Source organism: Peribacillus sp. YIM B13477 (genome assembly GCF_042787955.1).
In the GTDB taxonomy this organism is placed as follows: domain Bacteria; phylum Bacillota; class Bacilli; order Bacillales; family DSM-1321; genus Peribacillus; species Peribacillus frigoritolerans.
Window position 1 is genome coordinate 919764 of sequence record NZ_JBHZPD010000002.1, and the last position, 23261, is coordinate 943024.

Annotated in this window: 22 protein-coding genes; 2 read left to right on the top strand and 20 right to left on the bottom strand. The window is 40.5% G+C overall.

The annotated features are described in order from the left end of the window. Positions 1-44: 44 nt before the first annotated feature. Positions 45-1073: a hypothetical protein gene (locus ACFX4H_RS11155; protein WP_377435220.1), complete on the bottom strand. Its 1029-nt coding sequence runs from the start codon at positions 1071-1073 to the stop codon at positions 45-47. A 1344-nt stretch (positions 1074-2417) separates the two neighbouring features. On the opposite strand from ACFX4H_RS11155, the gene ACFX4H_RS11160 reads away from it, so the two are divergent. Next, the gene (locus ACFX4H_RS11160; protein ID WP_258832991.1) at positions 2418-2546 is read left to right on the top strand and encodes a hypothetical protein; all 129 of its coding nucleotides are present in this window, start codon (positions 2418-2420) and stop codon (positions 2544-2546) included. Between the two features lie 236 nt (positions 2547-2782). Here ACFX4H_RS11160 and ACFX4H_RS11165 read toward each other — a convergent pair whose 3' ends face one another. The 12 genes from ACFX4H_RS11165 to speB all read right to left on the bottom strand — a co-directional run bounded on the left by ACFX4H_RS11165 (position 2783) and on the right by speB (position 13876). Next, positions 2783-3463, bottom strand: coding sequence for an LbetaH domain-containing protein (locus ACFX4H_RS11165; protein ID WP_034315211.1), 681 nt, complete (start codon positions 3461-3463; stop codon positions 2783-2785). 359 nt (positions 3464-3822) lie between these two features. Then, entirely contained in the window at positions 3823-3981 is a 159-nt protein-coding gene (locus tag ACFX4H_RS11170) for a YjcZ family sporulation protein (RefSeq protein WP_082201299.1), read from the bottom strand. 129 nt (positions 3982-4110) lie between these two features. Further along, a complete protein-coding gene (locus ACFX4H_RS11175; protein ID WP_377435222.1) occupies positions 4111-4650 on the bottom strand; it encodes a helix-turn-helix domain-containing protein in 540 nt (179 codons plus the stop codon). 322 nt (positions 4651-4972) lie between these two features. Further along, a complete protein-coding gene (locus ACFX4H_RS11180) occupies positions 4973-5494 on the bottom strand; it encodes a P-loop NTPase family protein (RefSeq protein ID WP_377435223.1) in 522 nt (173 codons plus the stop codon). A 142-nt stretch (positions 5495-5636) separates the two neighbouring features. Then, positions 5637-6695 carry an alkene reductase gene (locus ACFX4H_RS11185; RefSeq protein WP_063592024.1) on the bottom strand — a complete coding sequence of 353 codons (1059 nt, stop codon included), beginning with the start codon at positions 6693-6695 and terminating at the stop codon, positions 5637-5639. A 191-nt stretch (positions 6696-6886) separates the two neighbouring features. Continuing rightward, positions 6887-8314: an MDR family MFS transporter gene (locus ACFX4H_RS11190; protein ID WP_377435225.1), complete on the bottom strand. Its 1428-nt coding sequence runs from the start codon at positions 8312-8314 to the stop codon at positions 6887-6889. 61 nt (positions 8315-8375) lie between these two features. Next, entirely contained in the window at positions 8376-8948 is a 573-nt protein-coding gene (locus ACFX4H_RS11195) for a TetR/AcrR family transcriptional regulator (RefSeq protein ID WP_063592026.1), read from the bottom strand. A gap of 256 nt (positions 8949-9204) precedes the next feature. Next, positions 9205-9297: a putative holin-like toxin gene (locus tag ACFX4H_RS11200; RefSeq protein ID WP_220126990.1), complete on the bottom strand. Its 93-nt coding sequence runs from the start codon at positions 9295-9297 to the stop codon at positions 9205-9207. A gap of 155 nt (positions 9298-9452) precedes the next feature. Continuing rightward, a complete protein-coding gene (locus ACFX4H_RS11205) occupies positions 9453-10442 on the bottom strand; it encodes a D-2-hydroxyacid dehydrogenase (protein WP_187050501.1) in 990 nt (329 codons plus the stop codon). A gap of 89 nt (positions 10443-10531) precedes the next feature. Further along, the gene (locus tag ACFX4H_RS11210) at positions 10532-11293 is read right to left on the bottom strand and encodes a class II aldolase/adducin family protein (protein WP_098864951.1); all 762 of its coding nucleotides are present in this window, start codon (positions 11291-11293) and stop codon (positions 10532-10534) included. Between the two features lie 45 nt (positions 11294-11338). Further along, complete coding sequence (locus ACFX4H_RS11215) at positions 11339-12778, bottom strand: sodium:solute symporter family protein (RefSeq protein ID WP_057275591.1); 1440 nt, start codon at positions 12776-12778, stop codon at positions 11339-11341. Positions 12779-12877: 99 nt separating this feature from the next. Beyond that, the gene (gene speB, locus ACFX4H_RS11220) at positions 12878-13876 is read right to left on the bottom strand and encodes an agmatinase (protein ID WP_063592030.1); all 999 of its coding nucleotides are present in this window, start codon (positions 13874-13876) and stop codon (positions 12878-12880) included. 319 nt (positions 13877-14195) lie between these two features. Here speB and ACFX4H_RS11225 point away from each other — a divergent pair, with 319 nt between their 5' ends. After that, entirely contained in the window at positions 14196-15599 is a 1404-nt protein-coding gene (locus ACFX4H_RS11225) for a sigma-54 interaction domain-containing protein (RefSeq protein ID WP_377435227.1), read from the top strand. Between the two features lie 546 nt (positions 15600-16145). Here the strand turns inward: ACFX4H_RS11225 and ACFX4H_RS11230 are convergent. The 7 genes from ACFX4H_RS11230 to iolG all read right to left on the bottom strand — a co-directional run bounded on the left by ACFX4H_RS11230 (position 16146) and on the right by iolG (position 23228). Then, positions 16146-17159, bottom strand: a complete 1014-nt coding sequence (locus ACFX4H_RS11230) for a LacI family DNA-binding transcriptional regulator (RefSeq protein ID WP_249598567.1) — start codon at positions 17157-17159, stop codon at positions 16146-16148. A gap of 68 nt (positions 17160-17227) precedes the next feature. Beyond that, a complete protein-coding gene (locus ACFX4H_RS11235) occupies positions 17228-18181 on the bottom strand; it encodes a sugar phosphate isomerase/epimerase family protein (RefSeq protein ID WP_377435229.1) in 954 nt (317 codons plus the stop codon). Between the two features lie 42 nt (positions 18182-18223). Further along, positions 18224-19225, bottom strand: a complete 1002-nt coding sequence (locus ACFX4H_RS11240; protein ID WP_377435306.1) for an MFS transporter — start codon at positions 19223-19225, stop codon at positions 18224-18226. Between the two features lie 301 nt (positions 19226-19526). Then, positions 19527-20381, bottom strand: a complete 855-nt coding sequence (fba, locus tag ACFX4H_RS11245; RefSeq protein WP_377435230.1) for a class II fructose-1,6-bisphosphate aldolase — start codon at positions 20379-20381, stop codon at positions 19527-19529. A gap of 41 nt (positions 20382-20422) precedes the next feature. Then, positions 20423-21268: a 2-keto-myo-inositol isomerase gene (gene iolI / locus ACFX4H_RS11250; protein WP_377435231.1), complete on the bottom strand. Its 846-nt coding sequence runs from the start codon at positions 21266-21268 to the stop codon at positions 20423-20425. A gap of 4 nt (positions 21269-21272) precedes the next feature. Continuing rightward, positions 21273-22151, bottom strand: coding sequence for a sugar phosphate isomerase/epimerase family protein (locus tag ACFX4H_RS11255; RefSeq protein ID WP_053533868.1), 879 nt, complete (start codon positions 22149-22151; stop codon positions 21273-21275). Between the two features lie 45 nt (positions 22152-22196). Then, complete coding sequence (gene iolG / locus ACFX4H_RS11260; RefSeq protein ID WP_377435233.1) at positions 22197-23228, bottom strand: bifunctional inositol 2-dehydrogenase/D-chiro-inositol 1-dehydrogenase; 1032 nt, start codon at positions 23226-23228, stop codon at positions 22197-22199. Between the last annotated feature and the right edge of the window lie 33 nt (positions 23229-23261).

Consider the following 23261-nt stretch of genomic DNA (forward strand, 5'->3'; position numbering starts at 1 on the left):
AGGAAACAAACCTGTCGGGAGCTAACTCCCGACAGATTTATTATTTATCCGTTTACAATGCAATCTGTACCATCTACATAATGCTCTTTATGTTCTTCTAAACTCCACAAATTAACGGTTTTCATTATCCAACGAGTCCTTTGCTTTTCCACATCCGTGATTTCTTCAACATCCTTACCATGAATAGAATGATTGTTTGACAAGGAAATGAATTCACCCGCTTTTAGTAGGTGCGGAGCCTTTAATTCATGTAGTAAAACTTTTATTTTATCTACAACTCCCTGGGCTTCTTCCGTAAGACCCACTGTCCGATTTTCAAAATATGCAATATCAAATTCTTCTTCATTCAATAGGATGGCGTGATTTTTTGCACGCCCTAATTCAGTACGATTACCATATGTCGATAAATCATCAAAAGGTGTATAGAAGAGTTCTTGACGCATCAAATTTAAATCAGAAGGATCAAGTTTCTGAATTAAATCAATATTTTTGACGAATGTTGTAAAGATTTGGTTTCCTTCATAGGCCCTCATTGATAACATATTCACAAAATCAGGCCGAACGAAATGATTTGCTAAATCTTTATGGAAGCCTAAAGCCACCAGTGCTTTTTGTGATTGTGTTTCTGATAAAGATTTCATGGGATAGATATCTTGAAAGACATCGCCATCATTTACATTTATATATCCAATAGCTGGAATTTCCATGACTTTCGCATAGAATTGAAGAAAACCTTCCCCAACATATGTTTTTTTAAGCTCTCTTTTTGATTGAACTGGTGATTCATGGTCAAAAATAGGAACATCTTTATCTATAGGGCAGTTTTGTAGGTATAAGTAAGGTTCTTCCTTCCAAATCCTATTACCGGCAGCTTTTATTTTTTCCACAATATCTTTTATTTCAACATCGTTTTCGACAATGTTTTCGATTTCTGAACGAAAGGAAGTGTAATCTTCATAAGGATTACATTTCAATTCCAAAAATTTATTTGTAAGAAGTTGATTCTCTGCATCTGTAAACACATAATCAACTTTTAATTTATTCTTCGTACTTGCATTAGTATCTACACCCATTAACTTAGCTCCAATCTATTGATTTTATTTTTACGCAGTAAATCACTAAAGTCTAGATGTGAAAAAATCTAGCAATCTTCTGAATAATAGGGCCCTATTAATATGTAAATACGTAATATGATTGCTGGTGCTACCAAATTTTAACACGATAGTTTTCAGAATTCAACGAATGTTAAAAAAATACAACTTCTTGCTCATTACCACTCACATTAGAGCTTTCATTCTTAAAATGGCAATGTCAGGATTCGTCATTTTCTGAACACCTGGCATGGCAGTGTTACATGAGATCAAAAGGAGGATTTTGGTGTTTTATAACCTGATTTATGGTGATGGACTGCCTGGTTGATAACAGTTGAGAAATACAAGAAAATGCCTGAGCTTATATGTCATTAAGTCAGGGCATCTAAATCAACCGGGCATCGAATTTTTCTACATTTTTTGAATATATGTAAGTAATGAAGAGTAAGTAGCATTCCTCTATTGACCTGATCGAGTAATGATCATAAAACCCTGAGATCAGAAAAGCAACGTTGCGACTTTCTACCTAATTTAATCACCGTAAATGGAACAGGAACTTATGGACTGTAATTTTGAGTGGATAAAAGTAATCACCTATGTCATATTCCGTACTTAGGGTTAAAGAATGATGCCCATTACCAAAATAGCAAGTGTTTATTGAGCCACGTAAAATAGCCTCCTCCATATACATGGCATCAGTTGGCCATGGTGAACGATCCTGTTTCAACAAAATCGCACATCCAGAAAAACAATGGCAGGTAATCTAACAAAGAGGAAGATTTTGTATAAATTCATTAGTATAATTGATGAAATTACAATAAGAAAGGAAAGATCACTCATGCATGCTTTAAAAAAGAATGCCACATGTATCCTTGAAATCAGTTATCTGTATATACTGTTCTTTTTTTCAGAGCTACAAACTACTACTGCAAGCTTTTTAAAGAATTATGTAATTAAAACCTCTTGAATGAACTATGTTAAAAGATCCTACGAACATTCCCTTACGATTATTTTATCTTCATTATTAGCACTTTCAACCGTCATAACAGCCAATTTGTACGCCTTGTCTGTGCAAGATCCCTCAAAGGCGAATGGCAATTCCCCTTACTGGTTCCAGATTGATAACCTGGATGCCCGACAAGCGTTTTAAGACATTAACTCAGTCCTCCGTAACTCCATAGGGCTGAGCTTTTTTCAACAGGTAATGATTATTCTACCTATCCTCCCTACTGAGCTACCTTACTAGCCGTGAATGAAAAATATTAGAAACATAAGTTCTCCAAAAAAGGACAAACTGTATTTGAAAAAAGAAAGGAGATGTGAGACATGACAAAAAAATTCAATAAAGGCAGCCGTAACCAAAATTCGCCGCAATTACACGGACAAACCCCTGTTAGTGGGGACAACAGCAAAGGAAATAAAAGAAATAAAGATCAGAGCTCTAAATCAGAGTAACTAATGAAACAAACCGGTCATATTCAGACCGGTTTGTTTCAATTGCAGGCACTCTTCATTGTTAAAAGAACAATTCTCAAAGGTCCCCTTCTAGCGATCATTGAATTATCCTGTGTAGACTGGACCACCTTTGATTCCAAAAAGCTTAATGTCCGCCCATAACAATAAAAAAGCTGCCTCAATGACAGCTTCCATTTCTGGAATCCTCTACGAATGACCCGATCCAGCCATACTTATCACTGGTCATAGGCAAATCCGCAGGAGCAACGATTTTTCCCAAATAACAGGTGATAAGATGCGGGGAATTCATGATTGACCCGTTGAACTTCATGTGCAAATTCCTTACTATCTTTAGGCACTGTTGAAAGTGAATCCGCTTTTTCTTGTGAATCAATATTAGCTCCTGGCGGTACAAACCTACCAGGCGGTATTCGAACGCCATTTGTTACTACTGCATTATAAGAAATAAATGCGCCTCTTCCTACAATTGCCGTATAAACAATGGAATTAAAACTAACAAATACCTTATCTGCAATATAACAAGGCCCATGGACAATCGCACCATGAGCAATGGTCACTTCATTTCCAATGAATATCGAATAACCATTTGTCCCAACTAAAATCCTTTTATTGAATAATCCATGTAAAATTACTCCGTCCTGTATATTTGAATTGGATCCTATATAAAAAGGAGTTCCTTCATCCGCACGTATACTTACATTAGGCGCTACATAGACATTGTTACGAATGGTAACATCACCTATGACACTGGAAAACTGACTGACAAATGCTGTTTTATCAATTTTAGGAAAGCGTTGAACAGGATTTAATGAAGTAATGGGGTTGGGGCTTATAAATGGTTCAAAACAGTGAGAATGGTTATTGGAAGAGGCGTTTGATCCTTTTTTTTCACCCAAGCAATTACCTCCCTCACAATCTATCGGGCTCAATTATTTTATGCAGGAAGATGGGTGGCGAATGGGCCATCATTCAGGTATCGGTCCCTTTCCTGCAGTACAGTCTTGCCTTGGTATAGAAATAGTTATTTCGCGTGTTAGAAACTAAGGATAATACCCTTCGATCCTGTTATGCACCTGCGAGTTTGTAACTCAACCAAAAGAATCACGAAGTTTCTTCGCCACTGGGGATCTAAAACGTGAAATATACCACAATCAATACAGATATCAATGGAATTAAAAAGAATGACCCCTTTTAAACAAAGATCATCCTCCTAAAACTAGCCTTATTTACTCTGTTCGTTACAGCGGGTGAGCTTTTAGCAGAAACCGCCATATCCTTGGACCGCGCCATTACCGCTACCATAACAAGTAGCTCCAACAATGATTAAGAGTATAAACAATACGACTATAAAAGCGAAACCTCCACTAAATCCACCAACACCGTTATCAGAATCACAATTTGACAATAGAAACATCTCCTTCTTTGTTTTAAGGAGGAATTAATTAAATGGGTTCCTTTACTTTATGTTCTAATTGGGATATTGGCACAATAATCTCACCGGAAACCGAATTTCATTTACGTGAATACGAAGTACGTCAAGGTGTTACTTTTTTAACATATAAATTTTACGAGGTCTTCCCCGAGGTGATTGAAGTTCTTCTCCTTTGTACTCCACTAAACCACTTTCACTCAAACCACTAATGATTCTCTGGGCATTTCGAACGGTCATGGATAAATGGGAAGCTAAGTCCGAGGACGTGAAGCCGTCCCAGCCCATACGATCGATCAATGCTTCAATCTTTTTATACGTTTTTACACTAATGTTAGCCTGATTCAATTTATCCAGCAGTTCTTTATCATTGGAACGGAAGGTATATGCCAATTGTTCTTCTTGACCTACGGACTCGATCATTACACCATCTTCCTGGATAACAACAATTCCAGAAATTTCTTTCTTTTTTGAATGACGGATCGCCTTGCGGGCATTGATTTCTGCTGAGGCAGCCGTTTCACCAAAACCAATGCCGACTGCAACAGAAACATCCATCTCAAGGGCCAGTTGTTGAACAGTACTTCGCAAGCTGCCAATTTCCCGTTTCAATGGCCTTTCGTGAACTAAATATTTGATAGCGTCCGTTTCCATTTTCGATGAGGGATCCATCTAATTTTTCACAAAATGTAAGTAATGTTTGTTTAATCTTAAGCTCCAAATGCTGCAGATGGTAACGAATATTAACCTCGTCAACAAATTGATCAAACTGATCAATTTCAATGATTTCGACACCTATAAATCAACGGCCAAATTGTACAAGCCATAAACAAAACTGTGGCCAACTTGTCTAAAATCTCAGGGATCTTCGATTGGAAGATCCCTTTTCCATTTGTGCTTATGAGCTCGCTGTTAAGATCAGGAAAGACCCAGTTTCGAAAATCGCTAAGATTCATAAAGATTAATGGTAAAAAGCCTATCCCATCACATTCATCAGATATCCTTCAATTTCGTGCTTGCTTTTTAAAATGACTATCACCTTTTCAGAGTCACTCTTTTGAAGATCGGCAAATCTGGCTTTCATTTCTTTCTTGCGAGGAAAGTAAGTGGATATGATAAATTTAATAAACTGCCAGTCTAGTTTTTCATTGCAGCCTTTAGCCATATCAGGCCTTGTTTTACCTAGATTAGACAACCAGCGTTTTATCACACGGTAAAGGCAAACACCGAGGGGAAGTTCTAAATAAATAATCGTATCGGCTAGCTCCGAACGTAGGTTAAAAGAATGACTATAATTGCCTTCCATGATCCACTTGTCATGACTCAATACCTTCTTCTGGGCAGAAATAAAAGCCTCTAAAGGAGCCTCCACCCAGCCAGGCCTCCAGTAAAATGTATCCAAATGATGCACTTCAATATTCAAATTATCTCCAAGTCTTCTTGCAAAAGTAGATTTTCCGACACCCGCGGACACTCCGATAACCATGATACGTTCCATCGATATACTATCCACTCTCCCCTTTTATGTTCATAAGAAAAGGCGACCCTTCTTGAAGAAGAATCGCATCAGTTTTAGAAAATGAAGTATGGTTGCTGCGGTGTCCTGTCAAAGAACAAGCCAGCCTTACATTTTATCTCTATTAAATCAAATGCCCTAAATGTTTCTTTACCTCGTAATCAACAAGTTTTTCATCTTTCTTAATTCGTGCCAGATAATCCGGGTTGGCGATAAGCGGACGGCCAATCGCCGCAATATCAATGATACCTTTTTCCAGTGCGGCTTCTGCTGTTTCGGGATCTAGCCCCCCCACACCAACTATGATTCCATCCCAATGGCTGCGTACCAATTCATGCATGGTCAATCCTCTTGCAATCGGTTTGGTAAATTCCATCGTGGATGGGTGAATCATTTTGACTCCTGTTTCATTGAACGCTTCAATAAATGTTTGGATCGCTTTTTCAGGGTCTTCCCACATATAAGACGGCTGGTCAATTTTCAAAGCCGAGAAACGAATAAGGGTACGTTCCGCTCCTACCGCATCAATAACTGCTTTTAGCACTTCCTTCATAAATGTCAGACGCTGTTTTAAATCACCACCGTACCGATCGGTCCTTTTATTGGAGGTGTCAGAATTGAACTGGTCTATTAAGTAGCCATGTGCACCATGAATTTCAACGCCGTCAAAACCAGCAACCATTGCATTCTTTGCCGCTTGTTTATATTGGTTCACAACTTCAGCAATATCCGTCTCTGTCATTTCTTCAGGAATGTCAAAAGGTTTGCCGAATCGTGAAACCTTACCTTCCGCAGCGATAGGTGACGGAGCCTGCGGAGGAAGTCCTCCTATAATTTCATGGTGACTTGCACGGCCCACATGCCAGATTTGCGCAATAATCGTTCCGCCTTCTGCGTGTACTGCTTCCGTTACTTTTTTCCACCCGTCGATTTGCTCTTGAGTATATATTCCGGGAACCCCAGGATTGCCCTTTGCTCTTGGTGAAATCACTACACCCTCAGTAATGATAAGTCCGATTCCATCTTGAGCGCGCTTTCGGTAATATTCAACGGTCAGGTCATTCACAACACCAGTTTCGTTATCGGCAAACGACCGAGTCATAGGAGCCATTGCCGTTCTTGTTTTTAAGTTCCATGCACCTATTGTTACAGGTTCAAACATTTTGGTTTTTATTGTTTTCATTTGAGTTCCTCCTGTTAACCGCTTTACCTGAACTGAATTTTTAGTAACTTTCATTGTGTAAGATTATCCGATAAGTGATTAATTTTCAAATAATTCAATCTGATTTTATCGCTTTTGATAAAATATGGTAATAAAGACCAGTAAAAAAGCCAGACAGAGAAACTCTATTCCCTGCTGGCTAATTTATCTTATTAGTCTCGTGCTGTTCTGATAAAAAACGATACGATCAAACCAATGATTGCAAGGACAAGGCCGAAAATAAAGGCATCTTGAACGCCTGCAGTCAATGAACCGCTAATGGCAGATGGATCGAACGGATCTTCTGCATTTGCCATATAATTTTTTTGGGATGCTGACATGATCGTAATGGCAACGGTTGTACCGATGGCCCCCGATACTTGTTGCAATGTATTCATTAGAGCCGTTCCATCCGGATAAAGATTTTTTGGCAGTTGATTCAGGCCATTTGTCTGGGCCGGCATCATGACCATCGAAACACCAATCATAAGGAGGGAGTGCATGACGATTACCATTATGATCGTTGTTTCAGTCGTTACGTTCGTCAAAGTCCATAACATGACAATCATGATAATGAAGCCTGGAACCACTAACCCTCTTGGACCGAACTTATCAAAAATGCGCCCCGTAACCGGAGACATGATACCATTAAGCACTCCACCCGGCAATAGTACCAGCCCAGCAGAAAACGCAGCTAATGCAAGACCGGTTTGCAGGTATAACGGTAAGAGAATCATGGATGACATGATGATCATGAAGGTGATGAAGACGGTTATTAACCCTAACGTGAACATCGGGTATTTAAAGACGCGCAAGTCAATCATCGGTTTATCCATATTGAATTGCCTCACAGCAAATAGGAATAACGCTATAAGTCCAACAATGATCGAGGATAGAACGATCGCATTGCTCCATCCTTGCTCTCCGACAATACTAAAGCCATAAACAATTCCCCCAAAACCAATGGTCGATAAAATAATGGAAGGTCCATCGATTTTAGGTTTGGTGATTATTGAAACGTTTTGCATATACTTGAGACCGAATAGTAAAGCGATCACAAAGAACGGCAAAGACACCCAGAAAATGTAATTCCATTTTAGATTTTCAATAATCAAGCCTGAAACTGTCGGTCCGATGGCTGGGGCAAACATGATCACCAGCCCCATCAATCCCATCGTCGCTCCCCTTTTATGAATAGGGAAAATCAATAAAATGGTATTGAACATGAGAGGTAATAAAAGACCCGTTCCGATTGCCTGGATGACACGGGCTGGCATCAAGATGCCGAACCCGGGTGCAATTGCTGCAATGAGCGTACCAATGATGGAGAACACCATTGAGGCAATGAATAATTGACGAGTATTGAACCACTGAATCAAGAGTCCCGAAACGGGAACCAATATCCCCAATGTCAATAGGTAACCCGTTGTCAGCCATTGCACGGTTGAAGGACTGACATTGAATTCTTGAATTAGATCCCCCAGCGCCATGTTTAATGCCGTCTCGCTGAATAACCCGATGAACCCTGCAATTAAAAATGCAATTAATATAGGGGTCGTCCTAATGACTGGGTTTTGTTGCTGTGTTGCATCTGCTGACATAAAATAATTCCTCCAATTACTAACTGTTCGACCTAAGCTTAAGATAATTTTTCCGCATGACTTATTTATTTATCAGCAATAATGGTATCTGTTCCGCAATGGTTTGGAGAGGTTCCCCGTTTTTCGCCGTTAAAGATAAAAGGATACCGCCTTCAATCAAAGCATTAATTACGATACTCAATTCTTTTGCCCGTTTCTCACTGAAGTCCGCTTCGAGTAATTTCTTCACATAAATGGATTGCCAATCTTCCATCGCTTCTTGACAGGCCATTCTTATTTGCTCGCTCGTCGTATATGTTTCCGCTGCAATCGTCCCGATTGGCAGTCCTAATAGATTTTCACTATGACCAAAAACCTCGGATAAATGAAAAATATGAGACTGAATGGCTTTAATAGGGTCTTCAATTTCATCAAATCCCCGTTTAATTTCATCTATCACGAATTCTTTTGTATGAATAATCGCCTCGATCGCCAATTCTTCTTTGCCTTTCGGAAAATAATGATACAGCGAACCTTTTGGGATACCACTTTCCTCAATAATGTCCTTAAGCCCCACACCGTAATATCCACGTATACGAAAAAGTTTTGAAGCAGCTTCAATAAGAATGTCTTTCGAGTTTCGTTTCTCTGCCATAGCTGGATCACTCCTTAAAATTATATCAACCGGTCTATTAGGAACTATACTTGTATATCATTGTTTTGTCAAAGATGATACTTATGTATGCATGGATATGCGATTGAAACTCATTGGAAACAAAAAAGAACACCTCATAAATGGTGTTCTCTGCAAGTTATAAAAAATCGAGAAAATCAATACCTTCTTTAAACAACCCGGAATTTTTTAAAACGCTTCCATTATTAATCAAACACATCGGCCTGCCTCAATATCTTCAAGGATTCTTGTCATGATTTTTGAAATCAAGAATAGCAATTACAAACATGCCAAAGCTTAGCATCAGGGAAATAACTTCGAAAGTACCCATTCATACATCGCCTCCTTATATCCAGCTTTTCCTGATCAGAGATTGTCCTATACAAGAAAAAGACGAAGCAGTGGCTTTTAAACAAAAATAAGCAAACCCAATCAGGGTCTGCCCTTGTACTCCATTTGAATTTCTTTTCAAAAGACCGATCGCTGTTAATAACCAAGTTTTTTTTCTACAACGTTCATTAGGGGTTTACCGTCAGAAAAAAGCTTTAAATTTCTCAGGAATAATTCCATCACACGATCTAGGTGCTTGGAAGAGTTGTAAGCATTATGTGGGGAAACCATGACGTTTTCCAGCTGCCAGAAAGGGTGGTCCTTAGGTAAAGGTTCTACTTCAAACACATCCAGAGCCGCTCCTGCTATGTGCCCATTGCTCAAGGAATGAATTAAATCTTCATCGACAATCGTATTACCTCGGCCGACATTAATTACATAACTGCCTTTTTTCATTTTATTTAAGCGTTCTTTATTGAAAAAGTATGAAGTATCTTTTGTAAACGGAAGGGCCAAGACGACAAAGTCGGACATGGAAAGGACCTCATCCACTTGATCCATTCCCATTATCAAATCAGCAGGTTCATATTCTGTGTTCCTCTTGGTGGGATTCCGGCGGCACCCAATAACGGTCATACCCAGCGCTTTACATCTCTTGGCTATTTCATGGCCAATATCACCATACCCAATTATCCCCACTGTCGCATTTTCAAGATCTTTCACTGGAATTTCAACCCACGTTTTGTTTATTTGATTTCTGATCATTGTCGGTACGCCTCTTGCTAACGAAGATAGCATCGCAATCGTATGCTCGGCTATCGGGACAGATGTGCAGCCTTTGACATTGGTGATGATGACATCGCTGTTTTGTATATCTTCATTCAGCATGGCCTCCACTCCAGCACTGTCTGAATGGACCCATTTAATCTTTGGAGCTTTTTTTATAATGTTAAGATTATCATGAAGCCCCAGCGTATATAGGACATCAAACTTTGTTAAATCAACCGTTGGCTGTGGTTCGGGTTCGCCGAATTCCCATGGCTCGACAACAACTTCCGAACAAATCTCCTTAAACTGATTGATGTATTTTTCCGGTATATCGACCCTGATATAAAGTGAGGGTGCTGCTTTCTTAGAAGCGGACATTATAATACCTCCTCAAGAACATACGATTCCTTTTTCCCTCTTTTACGGGAAGGCAATCCGTTGGGATTATGCCATGCCGTGCTTCATGGTCACTTCAAGAAATCTGGTTGCTCTTTTCTGATCCTTTCCCACAGAGGCTGGAAACTCAGCCATCCCTCATATTCCGTTCCCGTTTGTTCTGCAGTCAATTTTGCATACTCTTCTTCTATAAAAATCGGCTTACCTACAGATTCAGCCATTATCTGCGCTTGACATGAACGTTCCATCGTTATGAACCACCAAGCAGCTGAATCTACAGATTGGCCGACCGTTAACAACCCATGATTGCGGAGGATGACAGCTTTGTATTGACCTAAAGCCTTAGCAATGCGCCTACCTTCTTCGGATGCATAAACGACACCAGTAAAATCATCAAATAATGCATGATCATTGTAAAATTGGCAGGCATCTTGCGTAATCGGATCTAACAGTCTCCCTAAGGAAGACCATGTCTTTCCATAGACCGAATGAGCATGTGCCGCTGCAATCGCATCCGGCCGTGCTTTATGAATTTCAGAATGAATGGCAAAGGCAGCACCATTAATAGAATGTTCACCCTCTACAATATCGCCTTTATGATTAACCAATATAAGATCCGAAACGGAAATTTGACTAAAATGCATCCCAAACGGATTGACCCAGAAATGGTCTGTATATTTAGGATCACGGACCGTAATATGGCCTGCTATCCCTTCATCGAAACCAAACTTTGAAAAAAGGCGGAATGAAGCTGCCAACCGTTCCTTCCTGTGAATGCGTTCTTCTTCCATTGTATTGAATGTTGCCGGTTGCAGGGAAATTGTCTTTGTCATATTTCATTCCTCCTCGAATCTTTTTCCGTTTTTTTTGCTGAAACATCAATTAGCCATGGTATCCATGTCAGCTTTGCCCTTTATATCTTGCTTTACTTCACTTTCATTTTTATGATCATTATTGGAACTTAGGAGAGTGATCGTAGTAATGACGACAAAACTAGTAGCGAGCCCGTACAGAATTGGTTGAGTGGAGGAAGGTCCATTAATCACCAATCCGACAATGATAACGATCATGCTGGCGAGAATCGAGTAAAATGCCGCTGTAGCCGTGACCCTTTTCCAAAAGAAACCAAGGATGATCGGAAAGAACACAGCTCCGGATAAAATTGCGTAAGCTACATCCAATGCAACTAAAATATCTTGAATCCAAATCGAAACGATTATGGTCAATACACCAATCGTTAAAGTTGTAATTCGGGATGTTTTTAAAAATTGTCGTTCACTCATTTTTGGACCAATATATTTTTTAATGATGTCATTAACAACTAAAGTGGACGAAGCAAGCAAAGTACCTGAAGCAGTGGACATTAGGGCTGATACCACACTCGCAATGACAACCCCCAATAGACCAGCAGGTAAAGTTACCATCGCTATACTGGTAAATGCATTTTGGGGATCGCCTAAATCAGGAAGGATAATAAAAGCGCACATTCCAATGATACTGATTGCAATCGCATAAAAAACACTATATAACCCCGCTCCAATCGTTCCGCCACGAGAAACAGCTTTGGTTCGTGCAGTGAATAGACGCTGCCAAATATCTTGGCCAACAACTACCCCGAGGGTAAATAATAGGAAATATTGAAAAATCGTCTCTCCGCCAATGTTCCCTAACTCGAAATGTGATGCTGGGAGATTTTCTTTAAGCGAGCCCCACCCTCCTGCCTTAGAGATGCTCATCGGAAGCATGATAAAGAAAATACCGATCGTCATGATGACGAATTGCACGACATCAGTCATGGTGACTGACCACATACCTCCTAATATTGTATAAAATAAAACGATCCCGCCCCCGACTATCATGGAAACCGTTAAATTCCAGCCAGCCAGAACATGTAAAATTGTCCCCATCCCGATCACTTGGGTTACAGTCAGCATGAATGTATAGATAACAGAAACAAGTGCACTGATCAATCTTGTCTGAGAGTTGTAGCGCTTCTCAAGCATTTCACTGATCGTCAATACTTTTAAATTAAATATCTTATTTGTTAAAAACAGCCCAATAGCGATAATGCCGAGCCCAATCATCACCACTAGCCAAATACCGGATATCCCAAACTGATAACCTAACTTTGCTGTCCCTAGAGTGGAAGCCCCCCCTAATATAACAGCTGCTAAACAGGATAAATACATAAAATGACCAAGATTGCGTCCTGCCACAATGAAATCATCTGCTGTTTTTGCCCGTTTAGATCCGATTACTCCCACAATGATTAAAACAGAAAAATATAGAATCATGATCGATATATCCAAAATATGCATGTCCACATCTCCTTTTGGGCTTGTAATGTCCTTATCGCTTTGTAAAGAGGAAAGAAGGACTTTACCGCTTCCCCCCTTCTTTACAATTAAATGAAGAAACTAGTTATTAAATTGCGTTTCCAAATCTCCGACTCTCTCTTTCTTCTCCATTTTCCCTTTTTTTGCGAGTGCGATGAGTGTGATGAATTCATAGACAATATTAGCGGCTGCGGCAGCCGTTATTTGTCCGTGATCGTATGATGGTAAAACCTCAACAAGATCGAATCCAACAAAATCTATATTCGTCAATCCTCTCACAAATGCTAAAGCATCATCAATGCTGGCACCGGAAACTTCTGGAGTCCCCGTCCCCGGAGCATAAACCGGATCTAAAAAATCAATGTCAAAAGATAAAAACACCGGACCATTCGCAACACGCTCATGAATGACCCTTAACATCTTTTCGACCCCGATACGCTTATAATCGTTTGTCGTGTAAACTCCCAAACCTAAATCCCGGGCATCCTGAAGATCTTCGGGTCCGTACAGACCGCCCCTCATACCAATTTGAAGAGATCGCGATACATCGATGAGCCCCTCTTCTATTGCGCGGCGAAAAACGGTTCCGTGATTATACTTTTGATCAAAATAACTATCCCAAGTGTCAGAGTGAGCATCGAACTGAAGCAGGGCAACGGGTCCATGTTTTTTTGCGATTGCACGTAACTCCCCTAGTGTAATGGAATGATCGCCTCCCAATGAAATCGGAATGATCCCTTTTTCAATGACGGGGGTAAGCTCTTCTTCGATCTTTTTATATGTTTCCGAAATATACCCCGGGATGATCGGAACATCCCCATAATCTATTCCTGATATATAGTCAAAAATATTAATATCTTGTTCTGGATTATAAGGACGTAAAAGGATTGAAAAATCGCGAATGGCTTCTGGTCCGAATCTCGCACCCGTCCTAAATGATTGCCCGGAATCAAATGGAATTCCTGTAATGACAAAATCCATATTTTCATCTAACTGTTCAACAAATGGGAGCCGCATAAACGTACGCACTCCACAAAAACGGGGTGATTTGAATGAGTCTTTCGGTTGATACTTCGTCATGTAACATCCTCCTAAATTCTAATTCTACTATTATTTTTTTCACTCCATTGCAATTGCAGATGTCATACAAACTTCCATCTTTTCTAATAGAATGGATATTCATAACACCCTTGTTTGGAAATTCCCTTCTTACCTTTTACATAAGCAAGATTCAGGCCAACTATTTCGCTGCGGTATATAAGGCTTTTCATTATTTTGTTTCATCAAATGATTAAAAACTTAATCATTTTCTTGGTTTTTGATTTAATTTTTGATTATTTAGACTTTTTGATTTATATTTTAATTAAGCAGCACCCCAAAACCCAAAGGAGCGTAACGTATGTACGATGATATGCTGGAGGAAGAACTAAATAAAATTATTGAAACATCGAATAATAACATTCTCATTACCGATCAAGATGGAATCATTTTATATTCCAACCCAAAGCTTTGGGAGATTTATGGTATGAAAAGTGACTCTTATATCGGTACCTCCGTCTATCAATTAGAAAGCGAGGGCCTTCTAGCACCTTCCATCAATGCGATTGTTTTAAAGGAAAAGAAAGCGAAACGCATAATGCAAGAAACAAAAACGGGTCATGTTGTCATGTCGACTGGCTATCCCATTTTTAATAAGGAAGGTCACCTCGTTAGGGTAATCAGCTATGGTCAGGATCAAACCGAGATCCTGCAATTGCAGGATCAATTTGAGCAATTACAACGAAAAGTTAAAGGCTATCAAACGGAAGTCGAGGATTTAAGAGAAAAAGAACTGGATTACCATTATCTGATTGCCAGAAGTAATGAAACGAAGCATATTTTAAAAACGATCCATAATGTTTCAAAAACCGATGCCACGATTCTCTTATTAGGACCTTCCGGCGTAGGGAAAAGCACTTTTGCCCGTGCTGTTCATGACCAAAGCAACCGAAAGAAAGAACCATTTATCGAAGTGAATTGCAGCACGATACCTGAAAGTTTGTTTGAATCAGAAATATTCGGGTATGAGGCGGGATCATTTACAGGGGCAAATAAGCAAGGGAGGCAAGGCCTGATCGAGCAGGCTGACAGCGGAACTCTTTTCTTGGATGAAATTGGGGAACTCCCACTTGCCATGCAAGCTAAATTACTGAAAGTACTACAGGAGAAAAAGATAAAGCGCATCGGTGGAAAAAAAGAAAACCATATTAACTTCCGCCTAGTTGCAGCAACTAATCAAGATTTGAAGGAGATGGTAAGTCAAGGTAAGTTTAGATTGGACTTATTTTATCGTTTGAATGTGATTCCCATCCAAATTCCGGCATTGCATGAACGTAAAGAAGATATCCCTCTCCTAATTCAGCATTACTTAGAAAAAACCAATGATAAATACCAGAAATACAAAAAAATCCATCCATCGACATATGAAGTTTTGACCCATTATCATTGGCCCGGAAATATACGGGAATTAGAAAACTTAATTGAACGGTTAATCCTGACCATCGAAGAGCCAATTATATTTCCCGAACACCTTCCACAATCCATCACAGGGCAAGTGGAACCCCCTGAAGATTCCACCTTCCTCACAATCGAACAGGAATGTATAGAGAATTTCGATTTAAAGAAGACATTGGAAAACGTAGAAAGGCAACTGATTGCAAAAGCATGGAAAAAATGTAAAACCACATACGAAATGGCAGAACATTTGGGCATCAGCCAGCCAACAGTCATCTATAAATTAAAGAAATACAAAAAGTATTTGTAAATTCATCTGGACTGAAATCCCCCGTAATCCATGAATGGTCCTTGGCCTTCAGCCATAGATGCTGTTCAAGCTAAGGGCGCTTTTTGCCCAATGAAATAAGCCCTGAATTCATCCATCGAAAAAAAATCCACATTCAAATTGGATTCAGAAATATCATTTACGTTTCCATATTATTAAGGTTAAAGCTTACATCAATTAAACGAATGATGTCAGTGAAGCTCCTGCAACACCTGTTAGCGACCATTCACAGGAACGGTAAACACAGTGTTGGCTCCATTCACTGTAAATGACCCTGAATTTTGGTTACTTATAAGCGGAAACCGGTTGCCTCCACTATTCCTGTTGGACCGGTTTCACCTGTTATTCCTATCGATCCTGTTGCTCCGGTTGTTTCCCTGCTTTAAAGACTCAATAATTCATACTGTGAAAAATCCTCCTAGTATGTCTTCCCCACAAATGTGGTTTATTCACATCTTAGTCTGCATGTAAAAAGGCTCCCATAAAAGGAAGCCATCTATTACTAACATAGCAATCTTGCCATACACTTTATGCATTAAAGCTTTTTTCCAATTTGGAACCGCAAGATTCGCGGATGATCAACTCATCTTCCAGAACGAATTTTTTCTTTTCAATGGTTCCGCCTTTCATTAAGGTCAGCAATAAGTTCGTTGCCTTTTGCCCTATTTCGTACTTAGGCTGGTCAATGGTCGTCATATGCGGATTAAAAATCGATGCAATTTTCAAATTATCAAAACCTACGACAGCAATATCCTCGGGAACGCTCAACCCATGATCCTGGATTGCCTTTACAGCTCCCAGCGCCATTTCATCATTAAAAACGAACACTGCTTCAGGCTTGTTTTCAAGCGATAATAATTTCACCATCTGGTCATAACCTGAGTCAATGCCATAATCCCCTTCCTGGATGTATTCAGGGTTTACTTTCAAGTGATGCTTCTTCATTGCCTGCTGGAACCCCCCTAGGCGATCCCGGCTAAGAATGATGTTCATAGGCGCTGTTATATGGGCAATCCGTCTATAACCAAGCTTGATTAAATGTTCCGTTACTTTTCTGGCACTGCTTACATTGTCGATCGAAACAGTTGGAATGTCCAGTCCGTCCACGTATTCACATGCCAATACAATCGGAAACTGATTTGATAGTTTTTCCAGGCTTTCCCTATTCATTCTAGCAGTAAGGAGTAACGCTCCATCTGCCTGCTTTTTGTATAGCAAATCGATATATTCCTTTTCCCGTTCAATATCGTTCTCCGTATCTCCCAATATAACCTGATAGCCATTTTCTACAGCTGTATGCTCAATGCCCCGAAGCACTTCGGAAAAAAAGGGCCTTGTTATATCCGGAACGACGACGAGAATGATCTTTGTCTCTTTCGTCCTGAACTGACTGGCAATCATGTGAGGCTTGTAATTCATCTCTTCAATCACCTGCATCACCTTTTGTTTAGTATCCTCGCTGACTAAATCCGGCTGTCTGAGCACTCTTGAAACGGTTGCAGGAGATACGTTTGCCAATTTCGCCACATCGCTCATTTTCATACTATTATCTCCACCTGCCAATTTCTTTTTTTTATTTTCATTAAGTCCATTATAAAGTAATTTAGACTTCATGTTAAAACATCGAATTCTCTAGGCAACGTTTCTTTCAAAACATTCATGGATTTTTTCACGCCCGTTAGTGGTTCCATTGTCAAATCTTCCATTTCGAGAACGATGGGCCCTTCATAACCTATCATTTTAACGATAGTAAAAAACTCCTTCCACCAGCCACTGTCGTGTCCATAACCGAGTGCAACATAATTCCATGATCTATCTGCATATTGGTTCATCGGTTTCACATCAATCAATCCCTGGACATCATATATCCCTCTTTCTAAGCGAACATCTTTTGCATGAATATGATAAACAGCGCTTCCTAAATTCCTTAATGCTGCGATGGGGTCAACGCCCATCCAAAATAAATGACTCGGATCAAAATTCATTCCGACCGTATCACCGACTTCATGCCTCAATTTAAAGAGTGTTTCAGGATTGTAAACTAAATTGCAGCCTAGATTTTCGATGGCAACCTTTCTAACCCCGTTTTGTTTTGCCGTTGTCACAGCTTTTTCCCAATAAGGGAATGCCACTTCATTCCACTGCCAATCAAGCATCTCAAAGTGTGAGGGCAAAATGGGATGTGTCAGCCAATTTGGCGTCCTGTCGCTTGGTCCGCCGCCGGGACACCCCGACATCATGACAACCGTTTCAACACCTAAAAGCCCAGCTAGCTGAAAGGTCTTATTAACAACGGCTTTATGCATGGTTCCTTCATCTGATGGATCAAGCTGATTGCCAGAACAATTCAACGCTGCAATGCTAATCCCCCTTACATTTAATTCATTTAAAAATTGCTTTCGTTTTGCCGCATTGCCAAGAAGTCCATCGAGATCGAGATGTTGAGCCTTCGACCAATTCCCGCATCCTAGCTCCAGTGTCTCTATTCCCTGATCCACACACGTATCCAGCATCTCTTCAAATGGCATGTAACCTAAAATATCAGTAACTAAACCAACCTTCATAAGTGCTCCCCCTCTACTAAACTAGCATCGCTTTCACATCGCTTAGTTCAATTTCAAATTATGTTTTGTTGCTTTCCTTTCAAGGTGGCTCCATACAATCATAAAGAATACAGCGGTTAAACCTAATGACCCCGCAAAATAAAATCCTGAAGAAATACCTAAATGAGAAATCAATATTCCTGCAATGAAAGGTCCAGCGAACATACCAATCGCGTAGATTGCTTGATACGCCCCCATGGCCGTTGCCCTTTTTTCAAGGGAAATCGTCTCTACCGCCATTCCTAAAAACAAGGGAAAAAGAATGCCTAATGAGAATCCATTCAATCCTTGAATCAGAAAAAGCAGCCCTTTTGTTTCTGCTAATGGCGTACATGCTGTAAAAATGGCCGTTAGAGCAAAAGCTAGTTTCAGTAACTTCCATTGTCCGAATAATGGTACGAATAATTTCCCGCTAAGCATGGTGGCAATAGCATGAGGAATCATGAATGAAAAGATGACCATGCTGATCTCATCAGTCTGGAGACCAAGCTCTAAAGCAAATGTCGGGGTGAACCCGAACATTGTCGTGAAGATGATGCCATGTGCGAGAATGGATAGAAATGATACTTTTATAAGCTCCGGTTCAAGCATGACTGATACGAGTTCTTTCAATCGAATGGGCTCTTTCGGAAAATCCTCGTTCGATTCGTAAATAAAAAGTGAAAGGACGATACCAATGAGACCGATAATTCCTCCCATCCAAAAAGGTGCTTGCCATCCCCATTGATCGACAATGTACCCGCTGACCACCATTCCAAGCAGCTGTGCCAGAACCACAGCTAACGAGATACTTCCCATCGCTCGGTGAAGATCACGTTCTGAAAAATAGCTGGAAAATAAAATGGTGAAGGCTACCCAGGTGGCGGCGGCAATTCCAGCTAACGAGCGGGCCAAAAGGATCCAGCCTAAACTATCGGCCCATGCAAATGTCACGCAGCTCAATGTACTTACGACCATTCCAAATATAATAAAAGGTTTTCTTACTTTTATTAGGTCGGATAGGATTCAGAACGGAAGCCTGAAGAGAAATTGCATCAGCCCATAACTGCCTAATACCATGCCGATAAATGTATAATCCCCTCCAATCGTCTTAAGGTAAGGAGACAAAATGGGAATATAAATGAAATTTGAAAACCAAAAAATAAATGAGAGCACTAAAAATAAAAATCTATTACGTGCGTTATGTAACAAAGTCATTGCAACACTTCCCCTAACCAGCGAACTATCTTTCAGCAATGGCATCTCATGAAAAAAAGTGAATGTACAAAAAGGTGCCCGCAGCGTAATCGGGAACACCTTTTCATTCTTAAGCCTTTCCACTTGTATTGAACTCTGCCATTTTTCTCTTCACGACGGAGATGATAGCTTCTTTCGCTGGTGTGATAATGGCGCGCGGCTCATATAGTTTTCCTTCAACAGCCAATACTTCCCGAATGGTTTTTGCCCACACTTGTATGCTTTCGGTATTAACATTTATTTTGGCGTGTCCAAGTTCAATAGCTTTTTTAATTTGGTGCAGCGGAATACCTGAGCCTCCATGTAAGACAAGAGGTACATTAGTCATGTTCGAAATTAATTCCATTTCCTCAAAACCGAGTTTAGGTTCTCCTTGATACGGGCCATGAACGGAACCCAAAGCAGCAGCTAGTGCATCAATTTCTGTTTCTTTTACAATCAGCGTGCATTCATGGGGATCTGCATATTGAATACCGCCAACGAGTCCATCTTCCGTCCCACCGACTGCCCCCACTTCCGCCTCAACGGAAACGCCGTTCTTTTTGGCATAGTCGACAACCATTTTGGTGATTTCAATATTTACATCTATTGGATGATGGGAGCCATCGATCATGACCGATGTAAAACCCGCATCGATCGCTTTTCTGCATCGTTCCACATCCATTCCATGATCAAGATGAAGGGCAACCGGAACCGTAATGTCCATTTCTTCCATAAGGCTTTTTACCATGGCCGCAATCGTTTTAAATCCGCCAAGATAATCAACAAGCCTGTCCGATGCCGCAAGTATGATCGGCGCTCGTTCCTCATTGGCAGCTTGTAAAAACGACTGGGCGAATGCCAAACCATTAATATTATATTGACCCACAGCATACCTTTCTGCTTTTGCTTTTAAAAGCATCTCTCTCATTGATACTAAAGGCATTATTCCTTCACCCCCTTATTCCCGAGATTACATGATCCACTTTATGAGTTTTGCAGTGCAAAATGTTTCGAAATAACTTGAATTGTCGTTTCTTTTGCTGTCTTAATGGCTTCTTCAGCATCGAGTTCATAATATTCCGGACGGAACAATTCCACAGAGGCAACGTCGGAATAACCAATTCCCTTCAAGATGGTTAATATGCTGTCTAAATCTATGGCACCATGCCCAGGCCATACCCGGTCTTCATCCGTCAAAAAGCCGATTGGAAAATCCTCTGTATCATCAATGTGTAAAATGAAGATTTTCTGCCCATCTGCTTTCTTCAAGTCATCCAAACTTGAACCCATGGCATGGAAGTGAAAACAGTCCAGCACCAACCCAACATTATCACGGTTGACTGTTTCAACGATATCGTATGCCTGACCGAATGTATTCACAGTACATTGCGGATGCCCGACAAATTCCACTGCAATTTTGACGCCAAACGGTTCAGCGATCTCGGAAAGCTCAGTCAATACTTCCACACAGCTGTTTTTAATATCTTCTTTCAATATTTTCGCTTCCGTTACAAGCGGAACCGCCACCACATATTTCACACCCAATTTCTCCGCCATGATCATCATGTTTTTAAATTCGGCTATTATCGCCTTATGGCCGTCTTCATCTCGGTTATTAAAGAATACAAGCGCGTTGAAGGCAAGTGGCTTAATATGATTTGCATTAAAAAATTCGGCCAGTTCTTCAATTGTGTGTTCTTCCAAATACTCAGGCAATTTATCCATGGTACGGATTTCGATATAATCGTAACCGTGTTTTTCACAGTGTTTGAGATCTTTGACCAAGTTGGAATTTTCAAGTGTGGTCGCTTGGTTGAAACAAAGTTTCATTCTGTCAGCCTCCAATTCTTTCTGCTAAACCCAATCCGTCTCTCATTTTTTGAAGCATAAGCTTACTTGACCAGTCTGCTTTGTCGATCCAAGCAAATACTGCATTTGTCGCGATGCCGTCAAAATTCATTTCTTTCAGTTTTTTGAAGATCGTATCAAAGTCAACTTCGGCTTCGCCGATGTTCAAATGCTGATGGACGGTTGCCTCGACACCTGGAGGGTTGACGATATAACGGAGTCCGTTGGACGCTTTATGATTGAATGTATCAGCAAACAAGACATGTTGCAGGCGATCCCCGGCAGAATCGAACATAGGGGCAATATCGCCTTTGCCATCATCATAGAAAAATGTATGGGCTGTTGAATATACTAGGTTGATCCACGGACGATCAAGGGCACGGATCATATCCATAGCTCCCTCATGCGTTTCGATGAAATCGAATGGGTGTGCCTGCAAATTAAGTTTAACGCCTTCCCTTTCAAATACCGGAAGGAGTTCATCCATTGATTTAATGAATTTCTCTTCACAGATAACTTCATTGAATTTAGATCCGTTAAATTCACTATTCATCAAGTCAACATCCAATTCCACTGCCACTTCAATGGCGCGTTTCCAATTACGGACTGCGGCCTGGCGCCGTTCCTCATCAGGACCGGCCCAGTAGTAAAGCGGAAGCAAGGATGATATCTTCACACCTGCGTCACTGCACCAGCGTTTCAAATTTTTAATCTGTTCCTTATCCACTTTAGGATATTTATAGAATGGACAAAAATCTTCCCTCGGTGACAGTTCGATATATTCATAGCCTAGTTCCGCTGTTTTATCGACCATTTCTTTTAATGATAAATTGGCATACATCGTAGGATCCAAAGCTAGTTTCATTGGTCTTTCCCCCTATAATTTTTTTTGTTCATTGCATAATTACGTTCACTGAACAGTGATTTTTCCGGTATAAAAAACGGGCTTCTCTTCAAGGTCAACGGATTCTTTCTGTCCGGACTCCTGTGCTTTTACACAAGCATCAGCTGTTACAGCAGCAATGTATCCATCCCATGAAGTCGGACCATTCGGCTGACCTGTCTTTATAATGGAATCTATGAAATCCTGTAATTCTATGTCATATGCATCCATAAAACGATCCTTCCAATCTACCAAGATATCCGTGCTCCGTTTAGCGCCTTTCCTTGTTACGATGCTCGCTGGTTCAGGGAGATATGCAACACCGTCCTCACCAATGACTTCACATTGGATATCATATCCATATTTACAATTCACGAATACTTCAGCTTGGATGACTACCCCACTCTTCGTTTCCATTATGATAAGTTGGGGATCTTTTAAGTTAACATGCGCGCGGCTTGCTTTCTTCGGGTAAATGACTTGAACTGATTTGTAATCATCGCTGATTAACCAATGCAATACATCAATCTCATGAATCAATGTATCAACGACCGCCATTTGCGTCGTATATGTTTCATCCACTTCTGGATTGCGGTGTACACAGCGGACCATAAGCGGCTCGCCAATTTCATTTCTATCAATGGCTTGTTTCAGTTGTACGTAACCGCTATCATAACGTCGCATAAAACCAACTTGCACCAAACGCTTCCCGTGTTTCATTTCCGCTTCTGCAATTCTCCTGCTGCCTTCCGCCGTTGTCGCCAGTGGCTTTTCACAGAACACATATTTGCCAGCCTCAATCGCATTCAATACATTTTGCTCATGTGCTGGCCCCCAACTCGTAACAAGCACTGCATCGACATTTTCCGAGTTTACCAGTGATTTGTCATCCGGATATACAAGTGCCTCAAGTCCATATTGTTTTACGACCTGCCTTGCCGCCTCTTCATTCACATCGGTTACAGCCACAATTTTCCCTCCGGATAATTTGTCTGTGATTCTTTTAATATGCTCCCGGCCGATGGCACCCGTTCCTATTACACCAAAATTTAATGTCATGATCATATTCCTCCTTTTATGCATATCCGGTTT

Coding starts and splice junctions, on each gene's coding strand:
- fba (WP_377435230.1), bottom strand. CDS start 20,381: ATGCCTTTAGTATCAATGAGAGAGATGCTTTTAAAAGCAAAAGCAGAA.
- ACFX4H_RS11255 (WP_053533868.1), bottom strand. CDS start 22,151: ATGAAACTAGCTTTGGATCCTACGATGTATGCCAATTTATCATTAAAA.
- ACFX4H_RS11155 (WP_377435220.1), bottom strand. CDS start 1,073: ATGGGTGTAGATACTAATGCAAGTACGAAGAATAAATTAAAAGTTGAT.
- ACFX4H_RS11170 (WP_082201299.1), bottom strand. CDS start 3,981: ATGTTTCTATTGTCAAATTGTGATTCTGATAACGGTGTTGGTGGATTT.
- ACFX4H_RS11215 (WP_057275591.1), bottom strand. CDS start 12,778: ATGCATATTTTGGATATATCGATCATGATTCTATATTTTTCTGTTTTA.
- ACFX4H_RS11160 (WP_258832991.1), top strand. CDS start 2,418: ATGACAAAAAAATTCAATAAAGGCAGCCGTAACCAAAATTCGCCGCAA.
- ACFX4H_RS11190 (WP_377435225.1), bottom strand. CDS start 8,314: ATGTCAGCAGATGCAACACAGCAACAAAACCCAGTCATTAGGACGACC.
- ACFX4H_RS11195 (WP_063592026.1), bottom strand. CDS start 8,948: ATGGCAGAGAAACGAAACTCGAAAGACATTCTTATTGAAGCTGCTTCA.
- ACFX4H_RS11205 (WP_187050501.1), bottom strand. CDS start 10,442: ATGTCCGCTTCTAAGAAAGCAGCACCCTCACTTTATATCAGGGTCGAT.
- iolI (WP_377435231.1), bottom strand. CDS start 21,268: ATGAAACTTTGTTTCAACCAAGCGACCACACTTGAAAATTCCAACTTG.
- ACFX4H_RS11185 (WP_063592024.1), bottom strand. CDS start 6,695: ATGAAAACAATAAAAACCAAAATGTTTGAACCTGTAACAATAGGTGCA.
- ACFX4H_RS11200 (WP_220126990.1), bottom strand. CDS start 9,297: ATGGGTACTTTCGAAGTTATTTCCCTGATGCTAAGCTTTGGCATGTTT.
- ACFX4H_RS11210 (WP_098864951.1), bottom strand. CDS start 11,293: ATGACAAAGACAATTTCCCTGCAACCGGCAACATTCAATACAATGGAA.
- ACFX4H_RS11230 (WP_249598567.1), bottom strand. CDS start 17,159: ATGAAAATGAGCGATGTGGCGAAATTGGCAAACGTATCTCCTGCAACC.
- iolG (WP_377435233.1), bottom strand. CDS start 23,228: ATGACATTAAATTTTGGTGTAATAGGAACGGGTGCCATCGGCCGGGAG.
- speB (WP_063592030.1), bottom strand. CDS start 13,876: ATGACGAAGTATCAACCGAAAGACTCATTCAAATCACCCCGTTTTTGT.
- ACFX4H_RS11180 (WP_377435223.1), bottom strand. CDS start 5,494: ATGGAACGTATCATGGTTATCGGAGTGTCCGCGGGTGTCGGAAAATCT.
- ACFX4H_RS11175 (WP_377435222.1), bottom strand. CDS start 4,650: ATGGAAACGGACGCTATCAAATATTTAGTTCACGAAAGGCCATTGAAA.
- ACFX4H_RS11225 (WP_377435227.1), top strand. CDS start 14,196: ATGTACGATGATATGCTGGAGGAAGAACTAAATAAAATTATTGAAACA.
- ACFX4H_RS11235 (WP_377435229.1), bottom strand. CDS start 18,181: ATGAAGGTTGGTTTAGTTACTGATATTTTAGGTTACATGCCATTTGAA.